At 39.3% G+C, this 17,981-nt stretch carries 13 protein-coding genes and 1 riboswitch; of the genes, 1 reads left to right on the top strand and 12 read right to left on the bottom strand.

Annotated features, from left to right (window positions below):
• Positions 1-201: 201 nt before the first annotated feature.
• Both gltD and gltB read right to left on the bottom strand, forming a co-directional pair.
• On the bottom strand, positions 202-1,683 hold the full coding sequence (gene gltD, locus H9635_RS08915; RefSeq protein ID WP_191699833.1) for a glutamate synthase small subunit: 1,482 nt from the start codon (positions 1,681-1,683) through the stop codon (positions 202-204).
• Between the two features lie 15 nt (positions 1,684-1,698).
• Positions 1,699-6,219, bottom strand: coding sequence for a glutamate synthase large subunit (gene gltB / locus H9635_RS08910; RefSeq protein WP_191699832.1), 4,521 nt, complete (start codon positions 6,217-6,219; stop codon positions 1,699-1,701).
• A gap of 118 nt (positions 6,220-6,337) precedes the next feature.
• Here gltB and H9635_RS08905 point away from each other — a divergent pair, with 118 nt between their 5' ends.
• Complete coding sequence (locus tag H9635_RS08905) at positions 6,338-7,240, top strand: LysR family transcriptional regulator (RefSeq protein ID WP_191699831.1); 903 nt, start codon at positions 6,338-6,340, stop codon at positions 7,238-7,240.
• Positions 7,241-7,314: 74 nt separating this feature from the next.
• Here the strand turns inward: H9635_RS08905 and H9635_RS08900 are convergent, their stop codons facing one another.
• From H9635_RS08900 to H9635_RS08855, 10 genes are all read right to left on the bottom strand, one after another.
• Positions 7,315-8,121: a MetQ/NlpA family ABC transporter substrate-binding protein gene (locus H9635_RS08900; protein WP_191699830.1), complete on the bottom strand. Its 807-nt coding sequence runs from the start codon at positions 8,119-8,121 to the stop codon at positions 7,315-7,317.
• A 160-nt stretch (positions 8,122-8,281) separates the two neighbouring features.
• Positions 8,282-8,950, bottom strand: a complete 669-nt coding sequence (locus tag H9635_RS08895) for a methionine ABC transporter permease (protein WP_191699829.1) — start codon at positions 8,948-8,950, stop codon at positions 8,282-8,284.
• Positions 8,943-9,971 carry a methionine ABC transporter ATP-binding protein gene (locus H9635_RS08890; protein ID WP_191699828.1) on the bottom strand — a complete coding sequence of 343 codons (1,029 nt, stop codon included), beginning with the start codon at positions 9,969-9,971 and terminating at the stop codon, positions 8,943-8,945. Before H9635_RS08890 ends, H9635_RS08895 begins: the two co-directional genes overlap by 8 nt.
• Before the next feature lie 157 nt (positions 9,972-10,128).
• Positions 10,129-10,232, bottom strand: a riboswitch (SAM riboswitch).
• 61 nt (positions 10,233-10,293) lie between these two features.
• Positions 10,294-10,596 (bottom strand): thioredoxin family protein, encoded by a 303-nt coding sequence (locus H9635_RS08885; RefSeq protein WP_191699827.1) that lies wholly within the window; start codon positions 10,594-10,596, stop codon positions 10,294-10,296.
• A gap of 7 nt (positions 10,597-10,603) precedes the next feature.
• On the bottom strand, positions 10,604-10,930 hold the full coding sequence (locus tag H9635_RS08880; protein WP_191699826.1) for a toprim domain-containing protein: 327 nt from the start codon (positions 10,928-10,930) through the stop codon (positions 10,604-10,606).
• Between the two features lie 92 nt (positions 10,931-11,022).
• The gene (gcvH, locus tag H9635_RS08875; protein ID WP_191699825.1) at positions 11,023-11,403 is read right to left on the bottom strand and encodes a glycine cleavage system protein GcvH; all 381 of its coding nucleotides are present in this window, start codon (positions 11,401-11,403) and stop codon (positions 11,023-11,025) included.
• 80 nt (positions 11,404-11,483) lie between these two features.
• Entirely contained in the window at positions 11,484-11,840 is a 357-nt protein-coding gene (locus H9635_RS08870) for an arsenate reductase family protein (RefSeq protein ID WP_191699824.1), read from the bottom strand.
• Positions 11,841-12,141: 301 nt separating this feature from the next.
• Positions 12,142-13,923 (bottom strand): acyl-CoA dehydrogenase family protein, encoded by a 1,782-nt coding sequence (locus tag H9635_RS08865; RefSeq protein WP_191699823.1) that lies wholly within the window; start codon positions 13,921-13,923, stop codon positions 12,142-12,144.
• 195 nt (positions 13,924-14,118) lie between these two features.
• Positions 14,119-15,291 (bottom strand): acetyl-CoA C-acetyltransferase, encoded by a 1,173-nt coding sequence (locus H9635_RS08860; protein ID WP_191699822.1) that lies wholly within the window; start codon positions 15,289-15,291, stop codon positions 14,119-14,121.
• Positions 15,292-15,556: 265 nt separating this feature from the next.
• Positions 15,557-17,941 carry a 3-hydroxyacyl-CoA dehydrogenase/enoyl-CoA hydratase family protein gene (locus H9635_RS08855; protein WP_191699821.1) on the bottom strand — a complete coding sequence of 795 codons (2,385 nt, stop codon included), beginning with the start codon at positions 17,939-17,941 and terminating at the stop codon, positions 15,557-15,559.
• Positions 17,942-17,981: the final 40 nt, after the last annotated feature.

Genomic DNA, 17,981 nt, shown 5'->3' with positions numbered 1-17,981 from the left:
AAAAATACTTATCAATCTATTAAAACGCTTTAGTGCAGTTTGTTTCTACTATTTAAACAGTAATAATTATGCTTTATATTTTTTCAATAGCTAAACACTAATTGAGAATCAATTTCACTTATTGCTGGGCGCAACCATACCCTTTATATAATAAATTAAAACACCATTCTCTTAAAAGAAAATGGTGTTGATATAATTATATTAACTTGTTACTACTAATTCATTTAAATAATAATCAACACTTGCAGCAACACCGCGTCCTTCTTTAATCGCCCAAACAACAAGACTTTGACCACGGCGGGCATCACCGGCAGCAAATACTCCCGGTAGATTCGTTTCGTAATCTTTAATGGATGCGCGAATCCGGTTATTCGTAAATTCCACACCGAAATGTTCTGGCGTTTCCTTTTCTGCCCCTTCAAAACCTATTGCTACAAATACATGCTGTGCCGGCCACACTTTCTCTGTTCCCGGCAGCTCTTTAAAGTAATGGAAACCATCTTCTCCTAAAATCTTCTCCATTTGAATTGTATGGAGTTCTTTTACATTTCCTTTTGCATCTTTAACAATTTTTGTTGTTTGAATGCAATATTCACGTGGGTCACGACCAAATTTGGCGTCTGCTTCTGCGTATGCATAGTCCAACGTGTAAATATTAGGGTCTTTCGGCCACATTGTATCATCTGTACGAACTTTCGCCTGTTGAGGATGTTTCCCGAATTGGTAAACTGAGCGGCAATTTTGGCGCAATGCAGTTGCTACACAGTCTGCACCTGTATCTCCGCCACCGATAACGATAACGTCCTTACCTTCTACATTCAGTGCTTTATTATCCGCAAAATTTGAATCCAATAAACTTTTCGTTACATCTGTTAAATAATCCATTGCTAAGTGGATGTTACCAGCATCGCTGCCTTCCATATGAAGCGAACGCTGCTTTTGTGCACCTGTACATAAAATTACAGCATCATAGTCGGCCTGTAATTGCTCTTTCGTAATATCTTTCCCAACTTCTGTATTTGCTACGAAGCAAATGCCTTCCGATGCCAACAAGTCAATACGGCGCTCAATTACTTCTTTTTCAAGTTTCATGTTTGGAATACCGTACATTAAAAGTCCACCGAAGCGATCCGAACGTTCAAATACCGTTACAGAATGCCCTAGCTGATTAAGCTGATCTGCTGCAGCCAAGCCAGCGGGGCCTGATCCAACAATTGCCACTTTAAAATCAGAGCGTACCTTTGGAATACGCGGTGTAATCCAGCCATTTTCAAAGCCTTTATCAATAATAGTACGCTCTATTGATTTAATCGCGACGGCCGGATCTGTAATGGCTAATGTACACGACCCTTCACATGGAGCAGGGCAAACACGCCCCGTAAATTCTGGGAAGTTATTCGTCATATGAAGACGATCCAGTGCTTCTCTCCATTGCCCTTTATAAACTAAATCATTCCACTCCGGGATGACATTAAAAATCGGACACCCTGCAGCTGTACCTCGAATTTCAATTCCCATATGGCAAAATGGCGTTCCACAATCCATACAACGAGCCCCTTGAGTTTGAAGCTTTTCATCTGGTAGTTTGCTTGCATATTCGCTCCAACTCGAGATGCGCTCTAGTGGTGCTTGTTCCTGTACTTTTTCACGCTTAAATTCCATAAATCCAGTTGCTTTCCCCATGCTAGAACCCTCCTGTTATTTCGAACTCACAAGCTTTTTTTGACTTCCTGTTACTTCCACAAAGGCTTGCATTGCGGCATTGTCATATGTTAATCCATTTAATTTATACTCATCGATTTTTTCCAGCATTTCTTTATAATCCACCGGCACAACTTTTACAAATAGAGGAACGAATTGCTCCCACTTCGCTAAAACATCAAGTGCATAAGAGCTGTCTGTCTCTTCTAAATGCTGAATAATGAGTTGACGAACTGATTCGATCTCAGTAGCATCCGAAAGTTTTTCGAATTGAATCATTTCCATATTGCACTGCGCTTTAAATTTCTCCTCGTCACTCGGCAAAATGTAGCCTATACCTCCTGACATCCCAGCACCAAAGTTTTGACCTACATCACCCAATACGATAATCTTGCCGCCAGTCATATACTCGCAGCCATGGTCGCCTATTCCTTCAACCACGATTTGTGCACCGGAATTACGAACACCGAAGCGATGTCCTGCTTGCCCGTTAATGAATGCCTGCCCGCTTGTTGCACCGTATAAGCAAACATTCCCTGCAATGACGTTTTTCTCTTGTTCCCCTTTAATCGGAGCAATTGCTACTACTTTACCTCCCGATAGACCTTTTCCAAAGTAGTCGTTGACATCCCCTACTACTCTCATCGCCATACCACGTGGAGTAAAGGCACCGAAACTTTGGCCAGCATGCCCTGTAAATGTTAAATTAATAGTGTTTAAAGGCAGTCCAGCTTCACCATATTTTCTTGATATTTCACTACCGACAATTGTACCCATTACTCGGTCTGTATTTTTAATTGGATAACTTAATTCTATGCGCTCTTTTTCTTCAATTGCCTTTGTGACCTTTGGTAATAATTCGCGCATATCAAAGCTTTCTTCAATTTGATGATTCTGCTGTTGCTGCTTTGTACGCGTACCTTGCATTTGATGCAACAATGCGGATAAATCCAGTTGACTTGCTTTCCAATGTTTTGCCGTACGTTCAGAAATTTGAAGAACATCAGTACGTCCAACCATTTCTTCTACAGTTCGGAAGCCTAAAATACTCATGTATTCACGCATTTCTTCTGCTACAAAGCGCATATAGTTTACAACATGATCTGCATTCCCCATAAATTTAGCACGCAGTTCCGGATTTTGTGTCGCTACTCCTACTGGACAAGTATCCAAATGGCAAGCACGCATCATAACACAGCCTAATACGATTAATGGTGCTGTTGCAAAGCCATATTCCTCTGCCCCAAGCAATGCCGCCATTATGACATCCTTACCTGTCATTAGCTTCCCATCTGTTTCTAACGTTACACGATCTCTTAATCCGTTTAGCATTAATGTCTGATGTGCTTCAGCCAGACCTAGCTCCCACGGCAAACCTGTATGTTTAATCGAAGTTTTTGGCGAAGCACCTGTTCCTCCGTCATAGCCTGAAATTACAATAACGTCCGCTGCACCCTTTGCTACTCCTGCCGCTATTGTACCAACGCCTGCTTTTGCTACAAGCTTCACTGAGATTCTAGCGTAGCGGTTAGCGTTTTTCAGATCGTGAATAAGCTCTGCCATATCTTCAATTGAATAAATATCATGGTGAGGTGGTGGAGAAATTAACCCTACCCCTGGAGTCGATCCGCGTACTTCTGCTACCCAAGGATAAACTTTATTACCAGGCAACTGACCGCCTTCTCCTGGTTTTGCACCTTGCGCCATTTTGATTTGAAGTTCATCAGCGTTTACTAAATAATGCGATTTCACTCCAAAACGTCCCGATGCAATTTGTTTAATGCTTGAACGACGGTTATCGCCATTTGCATCTAGTTTGTAGCGCGCTGGATCCTCTCCACCTTCTCCAGAATTCGAGCGTGCCCCTAAACGATTCATCGCAATCGCTAACGTTTCATGTGCCTCTTTTGATAGTGAACCATATGACATCGCACCCGATTTGAACCTTTTAACTATCGAATCAACAGATTCCACTTCTTCAATCGGAAGTCGACGTTCTGCTTTTTTGAAGTCAAATAAGTTACGTAAAAACCCGATTCGCTCTTCATTAGCCATTTCTGCATACATACGATATAGACCGTAATCATTTTTTCTAGTTGCCCATTGCAGCGTATGAATTGTTTTCGGATTAAACGCATGATGTTCACCATCTGCACGCCATTGGAAATCCGAACCTGATTGCAGCTGATCTGTCATCGATTGTAGTGCTGCTTCATGACGGCGTTTAGCCTCTTCACCAATTGTTGCTAAATCAATACCATCGATTTGGGAAGCAGTTCCTGTGAAATATTCATCAATTACAGCTTTTGAGATTCCTACAGCTTCAAAAATTTGAGCACCGCGATATGATTGCACCGTTGAAATACCCATTTTGGACATTACTTTTACGACACCTTCTGCCGCGCCTTTTCGGAACTTCTGCATTGCTTTTTCAAACGGAATTGTTAAGTGTTCATTTTCAATGGCTTCTTCAATTGTTGCATAAGCTAAATACGGATGGATCGCATCAACACCGAATCCAATCAATGCTGCAAAATGATGCACTTCGCGAACTTCCGCACTATTTACTACAATACTTACTTTTGTTCTAAGCCCGATACGAATCAAATATTGATGGATAGTACTAGCTGCTAACAATACCGGTATCGTTAATTGTTTCGCATCTTCTACATAATCCGATAACACAATAATTGTTCGGCCACCGAAAATTGCCGCTTCTGCTTCTGTTTTTATACGATTAAGCTCGCTTTCTAAATTTTCCGTAAATTTAAGCGAGATTTCAGCTACTTTAAATGCTTCTTCTTCATTGTTTAAAAGCAGCTCGTACTCAGCAGTCGATAGCACTGGTGTTTCTAGGAAAATACGCTTTGCGTTTTGTTCGTTCGGATGCAATAAATCCCCTTCCGCACCTAATAGAGTCATCGTAGAAGTTACTACATGCTCTCGAATGGAATCGATTGGCGGATTCGTAACTTGTGCAAAGAGCTGTTTAAAATAGTTGAATAATGATTGTGGTCGATCTGATAATACAGCTAGCGGTGAATCATTCCCCATCGAACCAAGCGGATCTTTTCCTTCTTTAGCAAGCGGTACAATATATTTTTGAACATCTTCAAAAGTATAACCATGAATCTTTTGACGTAAAGTGATGTCATTTAATTCAACAATTTTTTCATCTTTCGCTTTAAGCTCTATCATGTTTTCCTTTAACCAAGTAGCATACGGTTTCGCTGCTGCCATTTGAGATTTCAGTTCTTCATCCGAAATGATTTTCCCCTGCTCTAAGTCGATTAACAACATACGCCCAGGGCTTAAACGGTCTTTATATAAAATATCTTCTTCTGCATAATCCACAACCCCAGTTTCAGAAGAGAAAATAACATGATCATCTTTTGTTACATATAGTCTTCCTGGACGTAAGCCATTTCGATCTAATATCGCTCCAATTTGTTTACCATCTGTGAAACAAATGGCTGTCGGACCATCCCAAGGTTCCATTAAGCTGGCATGATATTGATAAAATGCTTTACGGTCTTCTTCAATGCGCGGATTTTCCGTCCACGGCTCAGGAATCATCATCATCGCTGCCTCTGCCGGTGACCGTCCTGCTAAAACTAAAAATTCGAACGCATTATCAAGCATAGAAGAATCTGAGCCTGTTGCATCGATAATTGGTAACAGCTTCTGTAAATCCTCTCCAAAAACCTGTGATACAAATTGTTGCTCACGTGCTCGCATCCAGTTAATATTCCCACGCAATGTGTTAATCTCACCATTATGAATGATGTAACGATTTGGATGCGCACGTTTCCATGATGGGAATGTATTAGTCGAATATCGTGAATGGACAAGCGCTAAAGCAGAAACAAAGCTTTCATTTTGTAAATCAATATAAAATTCGCTTACTTCCTCTGGAGCTAGTAAACCTTTAAAAACCATTGTCTGACTTGAAAGACTAGGGATATAAAGCTCAAAGCCTTGCTCTACCGCCCAATGTTCCAATTGTTTACGAATAACATATAATTTCCGTTCAAATATTTGCTGATTTTGTGATTGAGCTTTTATAAATACTTGTCGTACAACCGGTGCAGTAGATTTTGCAATTTCACTTAAATTTTCTTTATTGATGGGAGCAGTTCGCCAGCCGATAAGTTCCTGGCCTTCTTGCTGAATTAATTCGTTCATTTTTTGTTCAATTTTCTTACGTTCGATTTCATCGTTCGTAAAGAAAATTTGCCCTACACCGTAAGCTCCTTTTTCAGGTAAATTAATTTCCGGACAATTTAATTTAAAGAAGTCGTGTGGAATTTGTACCATTAACCCTGCTCCGTCGCCTGTCTTACCGTCCCCTCCACGTCCAGCACGGTGTTCTAAACGACATAACATTTCTAAACCTTTTTTTACAATCGTATGTGATGGTTTCCCTTTTATGTTAGCGTACATTCCGATACCACACGCGTCATGTTCAAACTGTGGATTATATAAACCTTGTGCTCCTGGCAACTGGTGAAAACTCATATTAATTCCCCCTCATTCTTTCAATAACGTATTTACATTTTAAAGTTTTCGAAATAATATAAACAATATATAGTTTGGATATAAACAATCTATTTTTTAGATGAATGGGGTGGGATTAGTGGAATTAAGACAATTACGTTACTTTGTCGAGGTAGCAGAACGAGAACATATTTCAGAGGCAGCAGAGCATCTACATGTTGCCCAGTCTGCAATCAGCAGGCAAATTGCCAATTTGGAAGAAGAGCTTGGAGCGGCACTTTTCGAGCGTATTGGACGTAACGTCAAACTGACACCGATTGGTAAAACTTTTTTGGAACACAGCATTACTGCACTAAAGGCCATTGACTTTGCTGCTAAACAAGTTGAAGAATACCTAGACCCGGCAAAAGGGGTAATTAAAGTTGGTTTTCCAACTAGTCTAGCAAGCTATGTATTGCCATCAGTCATTTCCGCATTCAAAAAAGAATATCCGGATATCGCTTTCCATTTACGCCAAGGTTCTTATAAATATTTAATCGAAGCCGTTAAAAATCGGGAACTTAATTTAGCGTTACTCGGCCCTTTACCCCCTAAAGACGAATCAATCAATACGACGGTTTTATTTAGCGAAAGTATTCATGCATTACTACCCGCAACACATCCATTGGCTAAAAGGGATAAAATTAATTTAGTCGATTTACGAAGTGATCAATTTGTCCTTTTCCCAGAAGGATATATATTAAATAAAGTAGCAGTCGACGCTTGTCGCTCTGTAGGTTTTATGCCAACAATTACTTCTGAAGGAGAAGATATGGATGCTTTAAAAGGACTTGTAGCAGCTGGAATTGGTGTTACGCTTTTACCAGAAAGCTCTTTATACGATTCCACACCTCGTATGACAGTAAAAGTACCTATTGCAATCCCATCCATAAGACGGACAGTCGGCATAATTGCACCATCGACCCGTGACCTCGCCCCATCTGAAAAAGTATTTGTAGATTTTGTGTCTAAATTTTACTCACGTTTAACAAGATTCCAATAAAAAAAGAGATTAGTTGAGAATCCTCTCAGCTAATCTCTTTGCAATGACTGCCTAATTAAGCAACTCCAAGTATTTTATTCACCTGAAACAGGTACTACAGAGCCGCCCCATTCTTCAAGGATAAAGTCTTGAATTTCTTTTGAACGTAATGCTTCTACTAATGCTTTAATCTCTTTAGAATCCTCTTCACCAGATTTTACAGCAATAATGTTTACATATGGTGATTCACTTGACTCGATTGCGATTGAATCTTCCAATGGGTTAATTCCATTATCAATTGCGAAGTTCGAGTTGATTAATACTGCATCGCCTTCTTCATTTTCATACATTTGCACTAATAGTTCAGCTGCAGTGTTTGAATCAAATACGAAGTTTTTCGGATTGTCTACGATGTCTTTTGTTTCTGCTTTTGTTTTATCAATACCATCTGCTAAAGTAATTAAACCTTGTGCTTCAAGCAATGAAAGCATACGTCCATGGTCTGCTACAGAGTTTGACAGTAAAATTGTCGCCCCTTCAGGAAGCTCTTCTAAAGATTTGTATTTTTTAGAGTAAACACCGATTGGCTCGATGTGAATACCGCCTGCATTTGCAAAGTCATAATCGAAATCTGCTTTTTGAGCTTCGAAATATGGGATATGTTGGAAGTAGTTAGCGTCGATATCACCATTTTCTAAATCTTGGTTTGGAAGGACATAATCTGTGTATGTAGCAACCTCCAGCTCAATGCCTTGCTCCTCTAAAATTGGTTTTACTTTTTCTAAGATTACCGCGTGCGGCGTATTTGACGCACCTACTTTTAATGTATCTTCATCTCCACCACATGCTGCTAATGCTAATACTGAAGCTCCTAAAATAATGCTTGATAATAATTTTTTCATCTGTTTTACCCCTATTCTCTATTTGTAATTTTTAGCCATTATTAACCGAACAATTTTTATATTCTGTAAATTAAATATATAAACGCGCACTCTTTCAAGATTGCGTTTATTATTGCTCAAAAAACTTTGGCTTATATAATTATGACCTGTAAGTCACGAACTATCGTTTGTCCACTTTTACTGTAATAAAGTCACCAATATATTGAATGATAAATACTACAACTAAAATTAAAACTGTCGCCATAAGCGTGACATCAGTTCGGTTACGTTGGAATCCATCAAGGAACGCTAAATTCCCTAGGCCGCCTGCACCGATAATACCAGCCATTGCTGTATAACCGACTAAAGCAACTGCTGTTACTGTTATACCGGAAATTAATGCGGGTAAGCTTTCCGGAATTAACACTTTCCAAATAATAGTTGATGTTTTCGCACCCATTGAGCGGGCTGCTTCGATAACACCTTTATCAATTTCTCTTAGTGCGATTAATACCATGCGGGCATAAAAAGGTGCCGCACCGATAATAAGTGCTGGTAATGCTGCATTGGCACCACGAATCGTTCCAAGTAAAAACTTTGTAAATGGTATTAATAAAATAATTAATACGATAAATGGAATCGAACGGAAAATATTTACGAGCGACCCAGTCAAAAAGTGAACAACTTTATTTGCCCATAACTGGTTGTCACTTGTTAAAAATAACACAATTCCTATTAGAATTCCGAGGATGAATGTAATGACCGTAGCTACAGCTGTCATATAAACAGTTTCATATGTTGCGTCGAGCATTTTACCCCAGTCAACGTTCGGAAATAATTGATTAAGCATGCTCAATCACCTCCGTTTGAATTTCCTGCATTGTTAAGAAGTTTAATGCCTTCTCTACTTCGTGTTGCTCACCATCGATATGAATAAATAGCGTGCCGAATGAACCGGCTGTTGTATTGGATATTTTCCCGTGAACGATATTAACGACTATGTCAAATTGCTTGATCATCTGCGATATTACCGGCTGTTCTGTCGTTGCCTCCGCAAATGTTAATTTGGCAATTTTCCCTGCTGGATAATTCGCTAAAATTTGCTCTAGTGACGCCTGCATTTCCTGTGTTTCTCCAGAAGCTTGCGAAACGAAATTTTTGGTAATCGGCGCTTGTGGGTGTTGGAAGACCTGCAGAACATCTCCCTGTTCCACTACTTTTCCTGCTTCCATAACAGCCACACGGTTACAGATTTTGCGAATAACATGCATTTCATGTGTAATCAGTACAATTGTTAAACCGATCTTTTTATTAATATCCAGTAATAGCTCTAAAATAGAATCCGTCGTCTCTGGATCAAGTGCTGAAGTGGCTTCATCACATAGGAGAACTTCCGGGTTGTTCGCTAATGCGCGGGCTATGCCGACACGTTGTTTTTGGCCACCTGAAAGTTGAGATGGATAGGCTTTTCCTCTTCCTTTTAGGCCTACTAGTTCAATAAGCTCTTCGACTCGCTTGGCACGCTGAGATTTTGAAACACCTGCGATTTCAAGTGGAAATGCAATATTTTCTTCAACTGTGCGCGACCAAAGTAAATTAAAGTGCTGAAATATCATACTTATTTTTTGGCGTGCTTCTCTTAGCTTTGCCCCTGATGCTTTAGAAATATCCTGTCCACCTACAATAACTGAACCTGTTGAAGGTTTTTCCAAACCATTTAATAGGCGGATCATTGTACTTTTACCAGCACCACTGTAGCCGATAATACCGTATATTTCTCCTTTTTCAATCGATAAGCTAACATTGTCTACCGCTGTAAGCTCACCGTTTTTTGTGTTATATACTTTCGTGATATTTTGTATATCAATCATGCGTCGTACCCCTTCTCTTGAAATAACCTACCTGTAATTTCAATATAATGTTTTTGGTGTTTTTTTCGCATCTTCGAAAATAAAATTACACCAAAAAAACCTTCCTACTCACGACAAGTAGAAAGGTTTCACATAAAAATTTATACGGTAAACCGTTCTCTCATCTTTCAAAGTTTAAACTTTGTGTGAATTGGCACCTTTGCATAAAATGCTGGTTGCCGGGCTTCATAGGGCACTTCCCTCCACCTCTCTTTATAAGAGCAACGTTATTAAGTTTTATTATTATGTCTGTTACTTTATCATGCTAAAGAGAAGACGTCAATTACTTTTTTAATATTTCATACAAAAATGGTACGGATTTAAATGCATATAACTTTTTTGACACTTTTCCATTGTCAGAAACAATTAAACAAGGTACGCTTTCGATTTTCAAATCGTTGGCCAACCCCTCAATATAATTGATATTTGCCATACCTAGTGGTAAATCTGGTAGTAATTTCTCAACTACTTTCAGCATTCTTTCCGAAAGTTCACAAGTACCGCACATTGGGGTGTATAGAAAAAATGCGGTTTGATCATGTTGTTGTATATTTTGTTCCCACTGCTCTCTTGACCATTGTTCCATATTTAAGTCATCCTTCTTTTATTAAAAATTTTGCTTGTATTAATAAGTTCTGTAAAATATGTTTGGGAGTTTTTTCTACCTCTACATATTCTCGAGGTATGATTAGCTGAGTTACTTCAGGAAATGCCCGGTTCATTAGTTTTCTTAACTTTTCACCATTTTTGTCTGCATCAAACATTGTCACAATTTCATAATGCTCATAGTCTTCTAGTAATTCGATTAAATTGACTTCACTTATTGTTCCATTAGTACAAATTATCGTGACTTCTTCAGCCAATAAAGGAATTAACCTCATTTTATCGGCCCGTCCTTCAACTACAATGCATTTTCCCATAGAGATACGCTTCCTTTCATCAATTACGGCTATCTATACAATAGCAAAAAAACACCAAAACCTTTAACTAATAGGCTTTGGTGTTGAAACATTTATTGTTCAATTAATGCAGTATAAGCATCTGCATCCATTAATTCTTTAACTTCTTCGTCGTTCGTTACTTCAACCGTAATCATCCAAGCTGTACCGTAAGGAGATTCATTTACGTATTCTGGGTTGTCTAAAAGTTCTTCGTTAATCGCAACAACTTTACCTGAGATTGGAGCATAAAGTTCCGAAACAGTTTTAACAGATTCTACACTACCGAATGGCTGATCCTTTGAAACTTCATCGCCTACTTCCGGTAACTCCACAAACACGATGTCCCCTAATTCAGCTTGTGCAAAATCTGTAATTCCGATTGTTGCTTTGCCGTCTTCAACTTTAACCCACTCATGCTCTTTTGAATAAAGTAACTCTTTAGGTGTGCTCATTAAAAAACCTCCAGTTATTATGTAGTACATTCAACTTCATTTTGCCATATTTCGTTCGGAAATACAACGTGAATACCGGTTTATTTCCACGATTCTGAGAAGTCAGACTCCTTAAAACCTAATGTTAATTTTTTGCCATCTGTCACTATTGGACGCTTGATTAACATACCATCTGAAGCTAATAGCTCTAATTGCTCATCATCAGACATCGAAGGCAATTTGTCTTTTAGTTCCAGCTCACGATATTTCATACCTGAAGTATTAAAGAATTTCTTTAAAGGCAACCCACTAGCTTCATAATACGCTTTAAGTTGCTCTTTAGAAGGCGTTTCTTCAACGATGTTAATATTTTCATATTGAATACCATTTTCATCTAGCCATTTCTGTGCTTTTTTGCATGTAGTACATTTTGGGTATTGGATAAATTTCACTGTCATAAAAGAACTCCTCTTTACCATTCATTTTCCCTTATTGTAACGGATATAGAAAAACAAATCAAAATTGGAATTGCATTGCGGGGGTTATATTCTTAATTAATTTTATATTAGAAGATTTGTGATGATATTAGAACATATTGAATGCTTTTTAGAAGAAATCATTCATTTATTTGAAACTTTTAAAGATATTTTAGAAGAAGTGCAACTCTTATTAGAACTTCCGATTTAAATTAGAAAATTCATTTACCTAAAACATAAAAAAATCGGATGCGGGCCCTGCATCCGATTTCATTCTATCTTATTATACTACATATTTTTCAGCGTCGATTAATTTCGCTGCTGCTTCACGTTTTTTCGGAATTAAGTTGTAAGGGTTGTTGCGCGTTAATTTACGTAATGCCGATAAGATCATACGTGCATCATCACCTTCAACTGAAGCGATTAATGTTTCTTTTGCTTCTTTTTCGATTTCTGCAAATGCTTCCTGGCAGAAAATTTGTGTGTAAAGAATCTTTTGTGCCGCTTTTTCTTCTCCGTCACGCTCAATTGCTTTTTGTGTACGGATTACTGCTGATTCCATTGCATATAATTGGTTCGCAATATTAGCAATGTTAACAAGCACTTCCTGCTCCGCATCTAATTTAGCACCGAAACGTTGTGCTGCAGCACCAGCTGCAAGTACAGCGATTTTCTTCGCGTTTTTCACTAAATATTTTTCTTGCTCTAATGCTTCATTACCGATTTCTTCCGGCATAAGCATTAGTAGTTCATTTTGTAATTCCTGCGCTACTTGTAATAGTGGTAATTCACCTTTTAGCGCTTTTTTCATGAATGTGCCTGGCACGATCATACGGTTAATTTCATTTGTACCTTCGAAAATACGGTTAATACGAGAGTCGCGGTAAATACGCTCTACTTCGTACTCAGCCATAAATCCGTAGCCACCGTGTAATTGAACTGCTTCGTCTGCTACGTAATCCAAAGTTTCAGAACCGAATACTTTTGCGATCGAGCACTCAATAGCATACTCAGCGATCGCTCCAGCTATTGCTTTACCGTCTTTTTGCTCTTCGTCTGATAATTGGTTCAAGCGATCTTCAAAGTAACCAACTGTACGATAGTTTAAAGATTCTGATGCATAAATGTGAGAAGCCATTGATGCAATCTTTTCTTTTGTTAAGTTGAAATCTGATAATTTAGTTTTGAATTGTTGACGTTGGTTTGTATAAGCTACTGCTAATTCAAATGCACGTTTAGATGCACCTACTGTACCTACCCCTAATTTATAACGTCCAATATTTAAGATGTTGAATGCGATAATATGACCGCGTCCTACTTCACCTAGTAAGTTTTCTACCGGTACTTCTGCATCTTCTAAAATTAACGTACGAGTTGAAGAAGATTTAATCCCCATTTTCTTTTCTTCTGGGCCAACAGAAACTCCAGGGTATGAACGCTCAACGATGAAAGCTGTAAATTTATCGCCATCAATTTTAGCGTACACAACGAATACATCTGCAAAGCCTGCATTTGTAATCCATTGTTTTTCACCATTTAATACATAGTGTGTACCTGCTTCATTTAATTTGGCAGTTGTTTTTGCACCTAATGCGTCAGAACCTGAACCTGGCTCTGTTAATGCATATGCTGCAATTAACTCACCTGAAGCTAACTTCGGTAAATACTGAGTTTTTTGCTCATGGTTACCGAATAATACGATTGGTAATGAACCGATACCAACATGTGCACCGTGAGTAATTGAGAACCCGCCTGCTGGAGACATTTTTTCAGCGATTAATGCCGAAGAAATTTTGTCTAAGCCAAGACCTTCGTATTCTTCTGGTACGTCAGCTGCAAGTAAACCTAGTTCACCCGCTGTTTTTAATAAACGTACTGAGTGGTCGAATTCGTGATGCTCTAAGTTTTCAACAACTGGTAATACTTCGTTTGTTACATATTCAGAAGTTGTTTGAGCAATCATCTTTTGCTCGTCTGTGAAATCTTCTGGCGTAATTACTCGATTAATATCCACGTCCTCGATTAAGAAGCCGCCACCTTTAATAATGTTTGTTGTTTGTACCATAATAAATTCCTCCCTAGTTTCCTTTGTGATTTTATTGCGTTGTTTTCCGTTTCGGTTACGCTTTCCGCGGGCACGGCCTGAGCCTGTAGTCTCAGGCGTCGTGCTCCTGCGGTTACTCGTCGCAAAATAAATTTTGCTTTTCCCGCTGGAGTCGAACCTTCACTACAAACAACACCTTATTATTTCCCCAGACAATTAAAGAACTTCAAATACCCCTGCTGCACCCATACCGCCGCCAATACACATCGTTACAACACCATATTTTCCGCCGCGACGTTTTAGTTCGTTAATCAGTTTTACTGTTAGGATTGCACCTGTTGCTCCAAGCGGATGACCTAATGCAATCGCACCACCGTTAACATTCACTTTATCAATGTCGATCCCTAATTCACGTACTACCTGAATTGATTGTGATGCGAACGCTTCATTAATTTCCCACAGATCTACTTGGTCTTGAGTTATTCCTGCAATTTCCAATGCTTTTGGTACTGCTACGATTGGTCCGATACCCATTACTTCAGGTGGAACTCCGCCAACAGCGAAACCTAAAAACTTAGCAAGTGGCTTCATCCCTTGTTTTTCTGCTTCTTCACGATCCATTACTAATACTGCTGCTGCACCGTCAGAAGTTTGTGAAGCATTCCCCGCTGTTACAGAACCTTTTACATTGAAAGCCGGACGTAATTTTGCTAGCGTTTCAACTGAAGTTCCTGGACGAACCCCTTCATCTGTATCAAAAATTATTGTCTTTTCTTTTAATTGATTGTTTTCATCGACATAGTACTCTGTAACTTCTACCGGTACGATTTCATCTTTGAATTTACCTTCTTTAATCGCTTTTTCAGCTAACTCATGTGAGCGTACAGCAAAAGCATCCTGGTCTTCGCGAGTTACATTGTAGCGATTTGCCACTTCCTCAGCTGTGTGCCCCATTCCGATATAATATTGCGGTGCATCTTCAGCTAACTTAGGATTTAAGCGCACAGTATTTCCTGTCATCGGAATCATACTCATCGATTCCGTACCGCCTGCAACGATTGCCTTTGAATGACCAAGCATAATACGCTCAGCTGCATACGCAATTGTTTGTAATCCTGATGAACAGAAGCGATTTACTGTTAATGCTGGTGTTGTATCTGGAAGACCTGCCAATGCTCCTACTAAGCGGGCAACGTTCATTCCTTGCTCTGCTTCAGGCATTGCACATCCCATAATTAAATCGTCTATTGGACCTTCATAGCCCGCACGTTTTAACGTTTCTTTTACTACTACTGCACCAAAGTCATCGGGTCTAGTATTTGCCAAAGTTCCTTTTTTCGCACGACCAATCGGTGTTCGTGCTCCTGCAACGATAACGGCTTCACGCATAATGATGTTTCCCCCTTGTGATTAGCTAGCAAGTAAACTTGTAATCTACTTGCCGATGATAGAATTTAACTAAATATACGTTTCAATATAAAGTCCGTTGATTTCCGTTTCGGCGGACGCTTTCCACGGGCACGGCTCCAGCCTTCTCCCTCGCTTTGCTCAGTCCGGGTGCTTCCGCTCGCGCTGTTCCCGTAGGAGTCGCCGCCTACACTCCAATCAACTCTTCCCGAAAACTAAGTCTCTCCTTTAATAAAGACTTTTTATATTAGTTACGTAACGGCTTTCCTTTTACTAGCATGTGTTGCATACGCATTTGTGATTTTTGGTCTGCTACTAGTTCTAGGAACGCTTGTTTTTCCAAGTTTAATAAATACTCTTCTGACACTTCAGTTCCGTATGGTACTTTGCCGCCTGCGATGACATATGCCAACTTTTTAGCGATTTTCAGATCGTGTTCTGTAATGTAGCCAGAATCGAACATTCCTTGTGCACCTAATAGTAACGTTGCATAACCTGGTGCACCGACTACTTTTACTTTTCTTTTCACAGGAGGTGTATAGCCAGCCTCAGCTAATGCTAGTGCTGCTTGTTTCGCATCATAAATTAAATGATCCGGATTAACAGAAATTCCATCTGCGAAGTTTAGGAAATTGTTTTCACGCGCTTCTTCCCCAGATGTCGAAACTTTTGCCATTGCAATTGTTTCAAATACTTTATTAGCAATATGCTGGTAGTCTACTTCTACACCTTGAGGTAAGCCCTTAATGAATTTTTCATAAAGGCCTAAGTTACCGCCGCCGCCTGGGATTAACCCAACACCGACTTCTACAAGACCCATATATGTTTCTGCAGATGCTTGAATGTGTGCAGCTGGTAAACATACTTCTGCACCACCGCCTAATGCCATTTGGAATGGTGCCGCAACAACTGGTTTTGTTGAGTATTTAATACGGCGCATTGCCTGCTGGAATGATTTAATAACAAAATCAAGTTCAAAAATATTATCGTCTTGTGCTTCCATTAAAATCATTGCAAGGTTTGCTCCTACACAGAAGTTTTTACCTTGGTTACCGATAACAAGACCTTTAAAGTTCTTCTCAACTTCATCAACCGAAAAGTTAATCATCTGTACAATGTCCAAGCCAATTGCGTTTGATTTTGAGTGGAATTCCAGTAATGCAATTCCATCACCTAAATCTATTAAACTTGCACCTGAATTTGATTTAATAACGCCATGCTTTTTCTTGTAGCGTTTTAAATCAATTGCCTTTTCATTTACTGGTACTTTTACATACTCCGTACCGTTGTAGTATGCTAAATCGCCATCGATTTCTGTATAGAATGTAGAAAAGCCTTTATCGAGTAATCCGCTCACGAACTCTGGAATTTCACGACCTTCTTCTTTCATTTTTGCTACAGATTTTTCAACTCCGATTGCATCCCACATTTCAAATGGACCTTGTGCCCAGCCGAAGCCCCACTTCATCGCATTATCGATTGCTACGATATCATCTGCAATCTCGCCCATTAACTGCGCTGAGTAAAGTAATGTTGGTGCAAATGAATTCCACAATAATTCGCCTACGCGGTCTTGCGCATAAATTAATACTTTTAATTTGCCGCCCGGTCCTTTTGCCTGCTTTGCCATTTCAAGAGATGGTGCAACAAGCTTTTTATTTGGCTCATATTCAAATGTAGATAAATTTAATTGTAAGATTTCTTTTCCTTCTTTTTTGAAGAAGCCTTGGCCGGATTTTGCGCCTAACCAACCATTCGAAACCATTTTCTTTAAAATTGGTGACTCTTCAAATACTGCTTGCTCAGCACCTGTCGTTTGGTCATATACATTTTTTGCAACATGTGCAAATGTATCAAGACCTACTACATCCAATGTACGGAATGTCGCAGATTTTGGACGTCCGATTATAGGACCAGTCACTGAATCTACTTCACCTACTGAATAATTGCGCGCTACCATTTCATTCATCGTAACGATTAGACCGTATGTACCGATACGGTTGGCAATAAAGTTTGGTGTGTCTTTCGCAATTACAACACCTTTACCTAATACATCCTCACCGAACGATTTCATGAAGTTTACAACTTCCGGCTTTGTAGTGTTTGCCGGAATAACTTCCAATAATTTCAAATAACGTGGCGGGTTAAAGAAATGTGTCCCAAGGAAGTGTTCTTGGAAATCTTCTGAGCGCCCTTCTGCCATTGCGTTAATGCTTACCCCTGATGTATTTGATGAAACGATTGTCCCTGGCTTACGCACAGCGTCAATTTTTTCAAATAATCCTTTTTTAATATCTAATTTTTCTACGATAACTTCGATAATCCAGTCCACATCTTTCAGTTTCTCTAGATCATCTTCAAAGTTCCCCGGTGTAATTAATGCTAGATTTTTTTTCGCTGAAAGTGGTGCTGGTTTTTGCTTTAGTAATTTTTGCATCGCTGAATTAGCAAAACGATTTTTTACAGCTTTTGAATCAAGTGTTAAACCTTTTGCCTCTTCATCTTTTGTAAGTTCACGTGGTGCGATGTCCAATAATAATGTAGGAATCCCGATATTTGCTAAATGAGCTGCAATACCTGACCCCATCACCCCTGAACCTAAAACCGCTACTTTTTGAATTTTGTAAGACACGAGCACTTCCCCCTTCTCCCTTGAATGAACAGTCATTCAT

The organism is Solibacillus faecavium (assembly GCF_014836905.1).
Taxonomy (GTDB): Bacteria; Bacillota; Bacilli; order Bacillales_A; family Planococcaceae; genus Solibacillus; species Solibacillus faecavium.
Note: the sequence above shows the minus strand (reverse complement) of the source record. Positions and strands in the feature narration are given on the sequence as shown.

Bases quoted from the DNA above. Each gene is read 5' to 3' on its own strand.
- gltD (WP_191699833.1), bottom strand. From the start codon at position 1,683: ATGGGGAAAGCAACTGGATTTATGGAATTTAAGCGTGAAAAAGTACAG.
- gltB (WP_191699832.1), bottom strand. From the start codon at position 6,219: ATGAGTTTTCACCAGTTGCCAGGAGCACAAGGTTTATATAATCCACAG.
- H9635_RS08900 (WP_191699830.1), bottom strand. From the start codon at position 8,121: ATGAAAAAATTATTATCAAGCATTATTTTAGGAGCTTCAGTATTAGCA.
- H9635_RS08895 (WP_191699829.1), bottom strand. From the start codon at position 8,950: ATGCTTAATCAATTATTTCCGAACGTTGACTGGGGTAAAATGCTCGAC.
- H9635_RS08890 (WP_191699828.1), bottom strand. From the start codon at position 9,971: ATGATTGATATACAAAATATCACGAAAGTATATAACACAAAAAACGGT.
- H9635_RS08885 (WP_191699827.1), bottom strand. From the start codon at position 10,596: ATGGAACAATGGTCAAGAGAGCAGTGGGAACAAAATATACAACAACAT.
- H9635_RS08880 (WP_191699826.1), bottom strand. From the start codon at position 10,930: ATGGGAAAATGCATTGTAGTTGAAGGACGGGCCGATAAAATGAGGTTA.
- gcvH (WP_191699825.1), bottom strand. From the start codon at position 11,403: ATGAGCACACCTAAAGAGTTACTTTATTCAAAAGAGCATGAGTGGGTT.
- H9635_RS08870 (WP_191699824.1), bottom strand. From the start codon at position 11,840: ATGACAGTGAAATTTATCCAATACCCAAAATGTACTACATGCAAAAAA.
- H9635_RS08865 (WP_191699823.1), bottom strand. From the start codon at position 13,923: ATGGTACAAACAACAAACATTATTAAAGGTGGCGGCTTCTTAATCGAG.
- H9635_RS08860 (WP_191699822.1), bottom strand. From the start codon at position 15,291: ATGCGTGAAGCCGTTATCGTTGCAGGAGCACGAACACCGATTGGTCGT.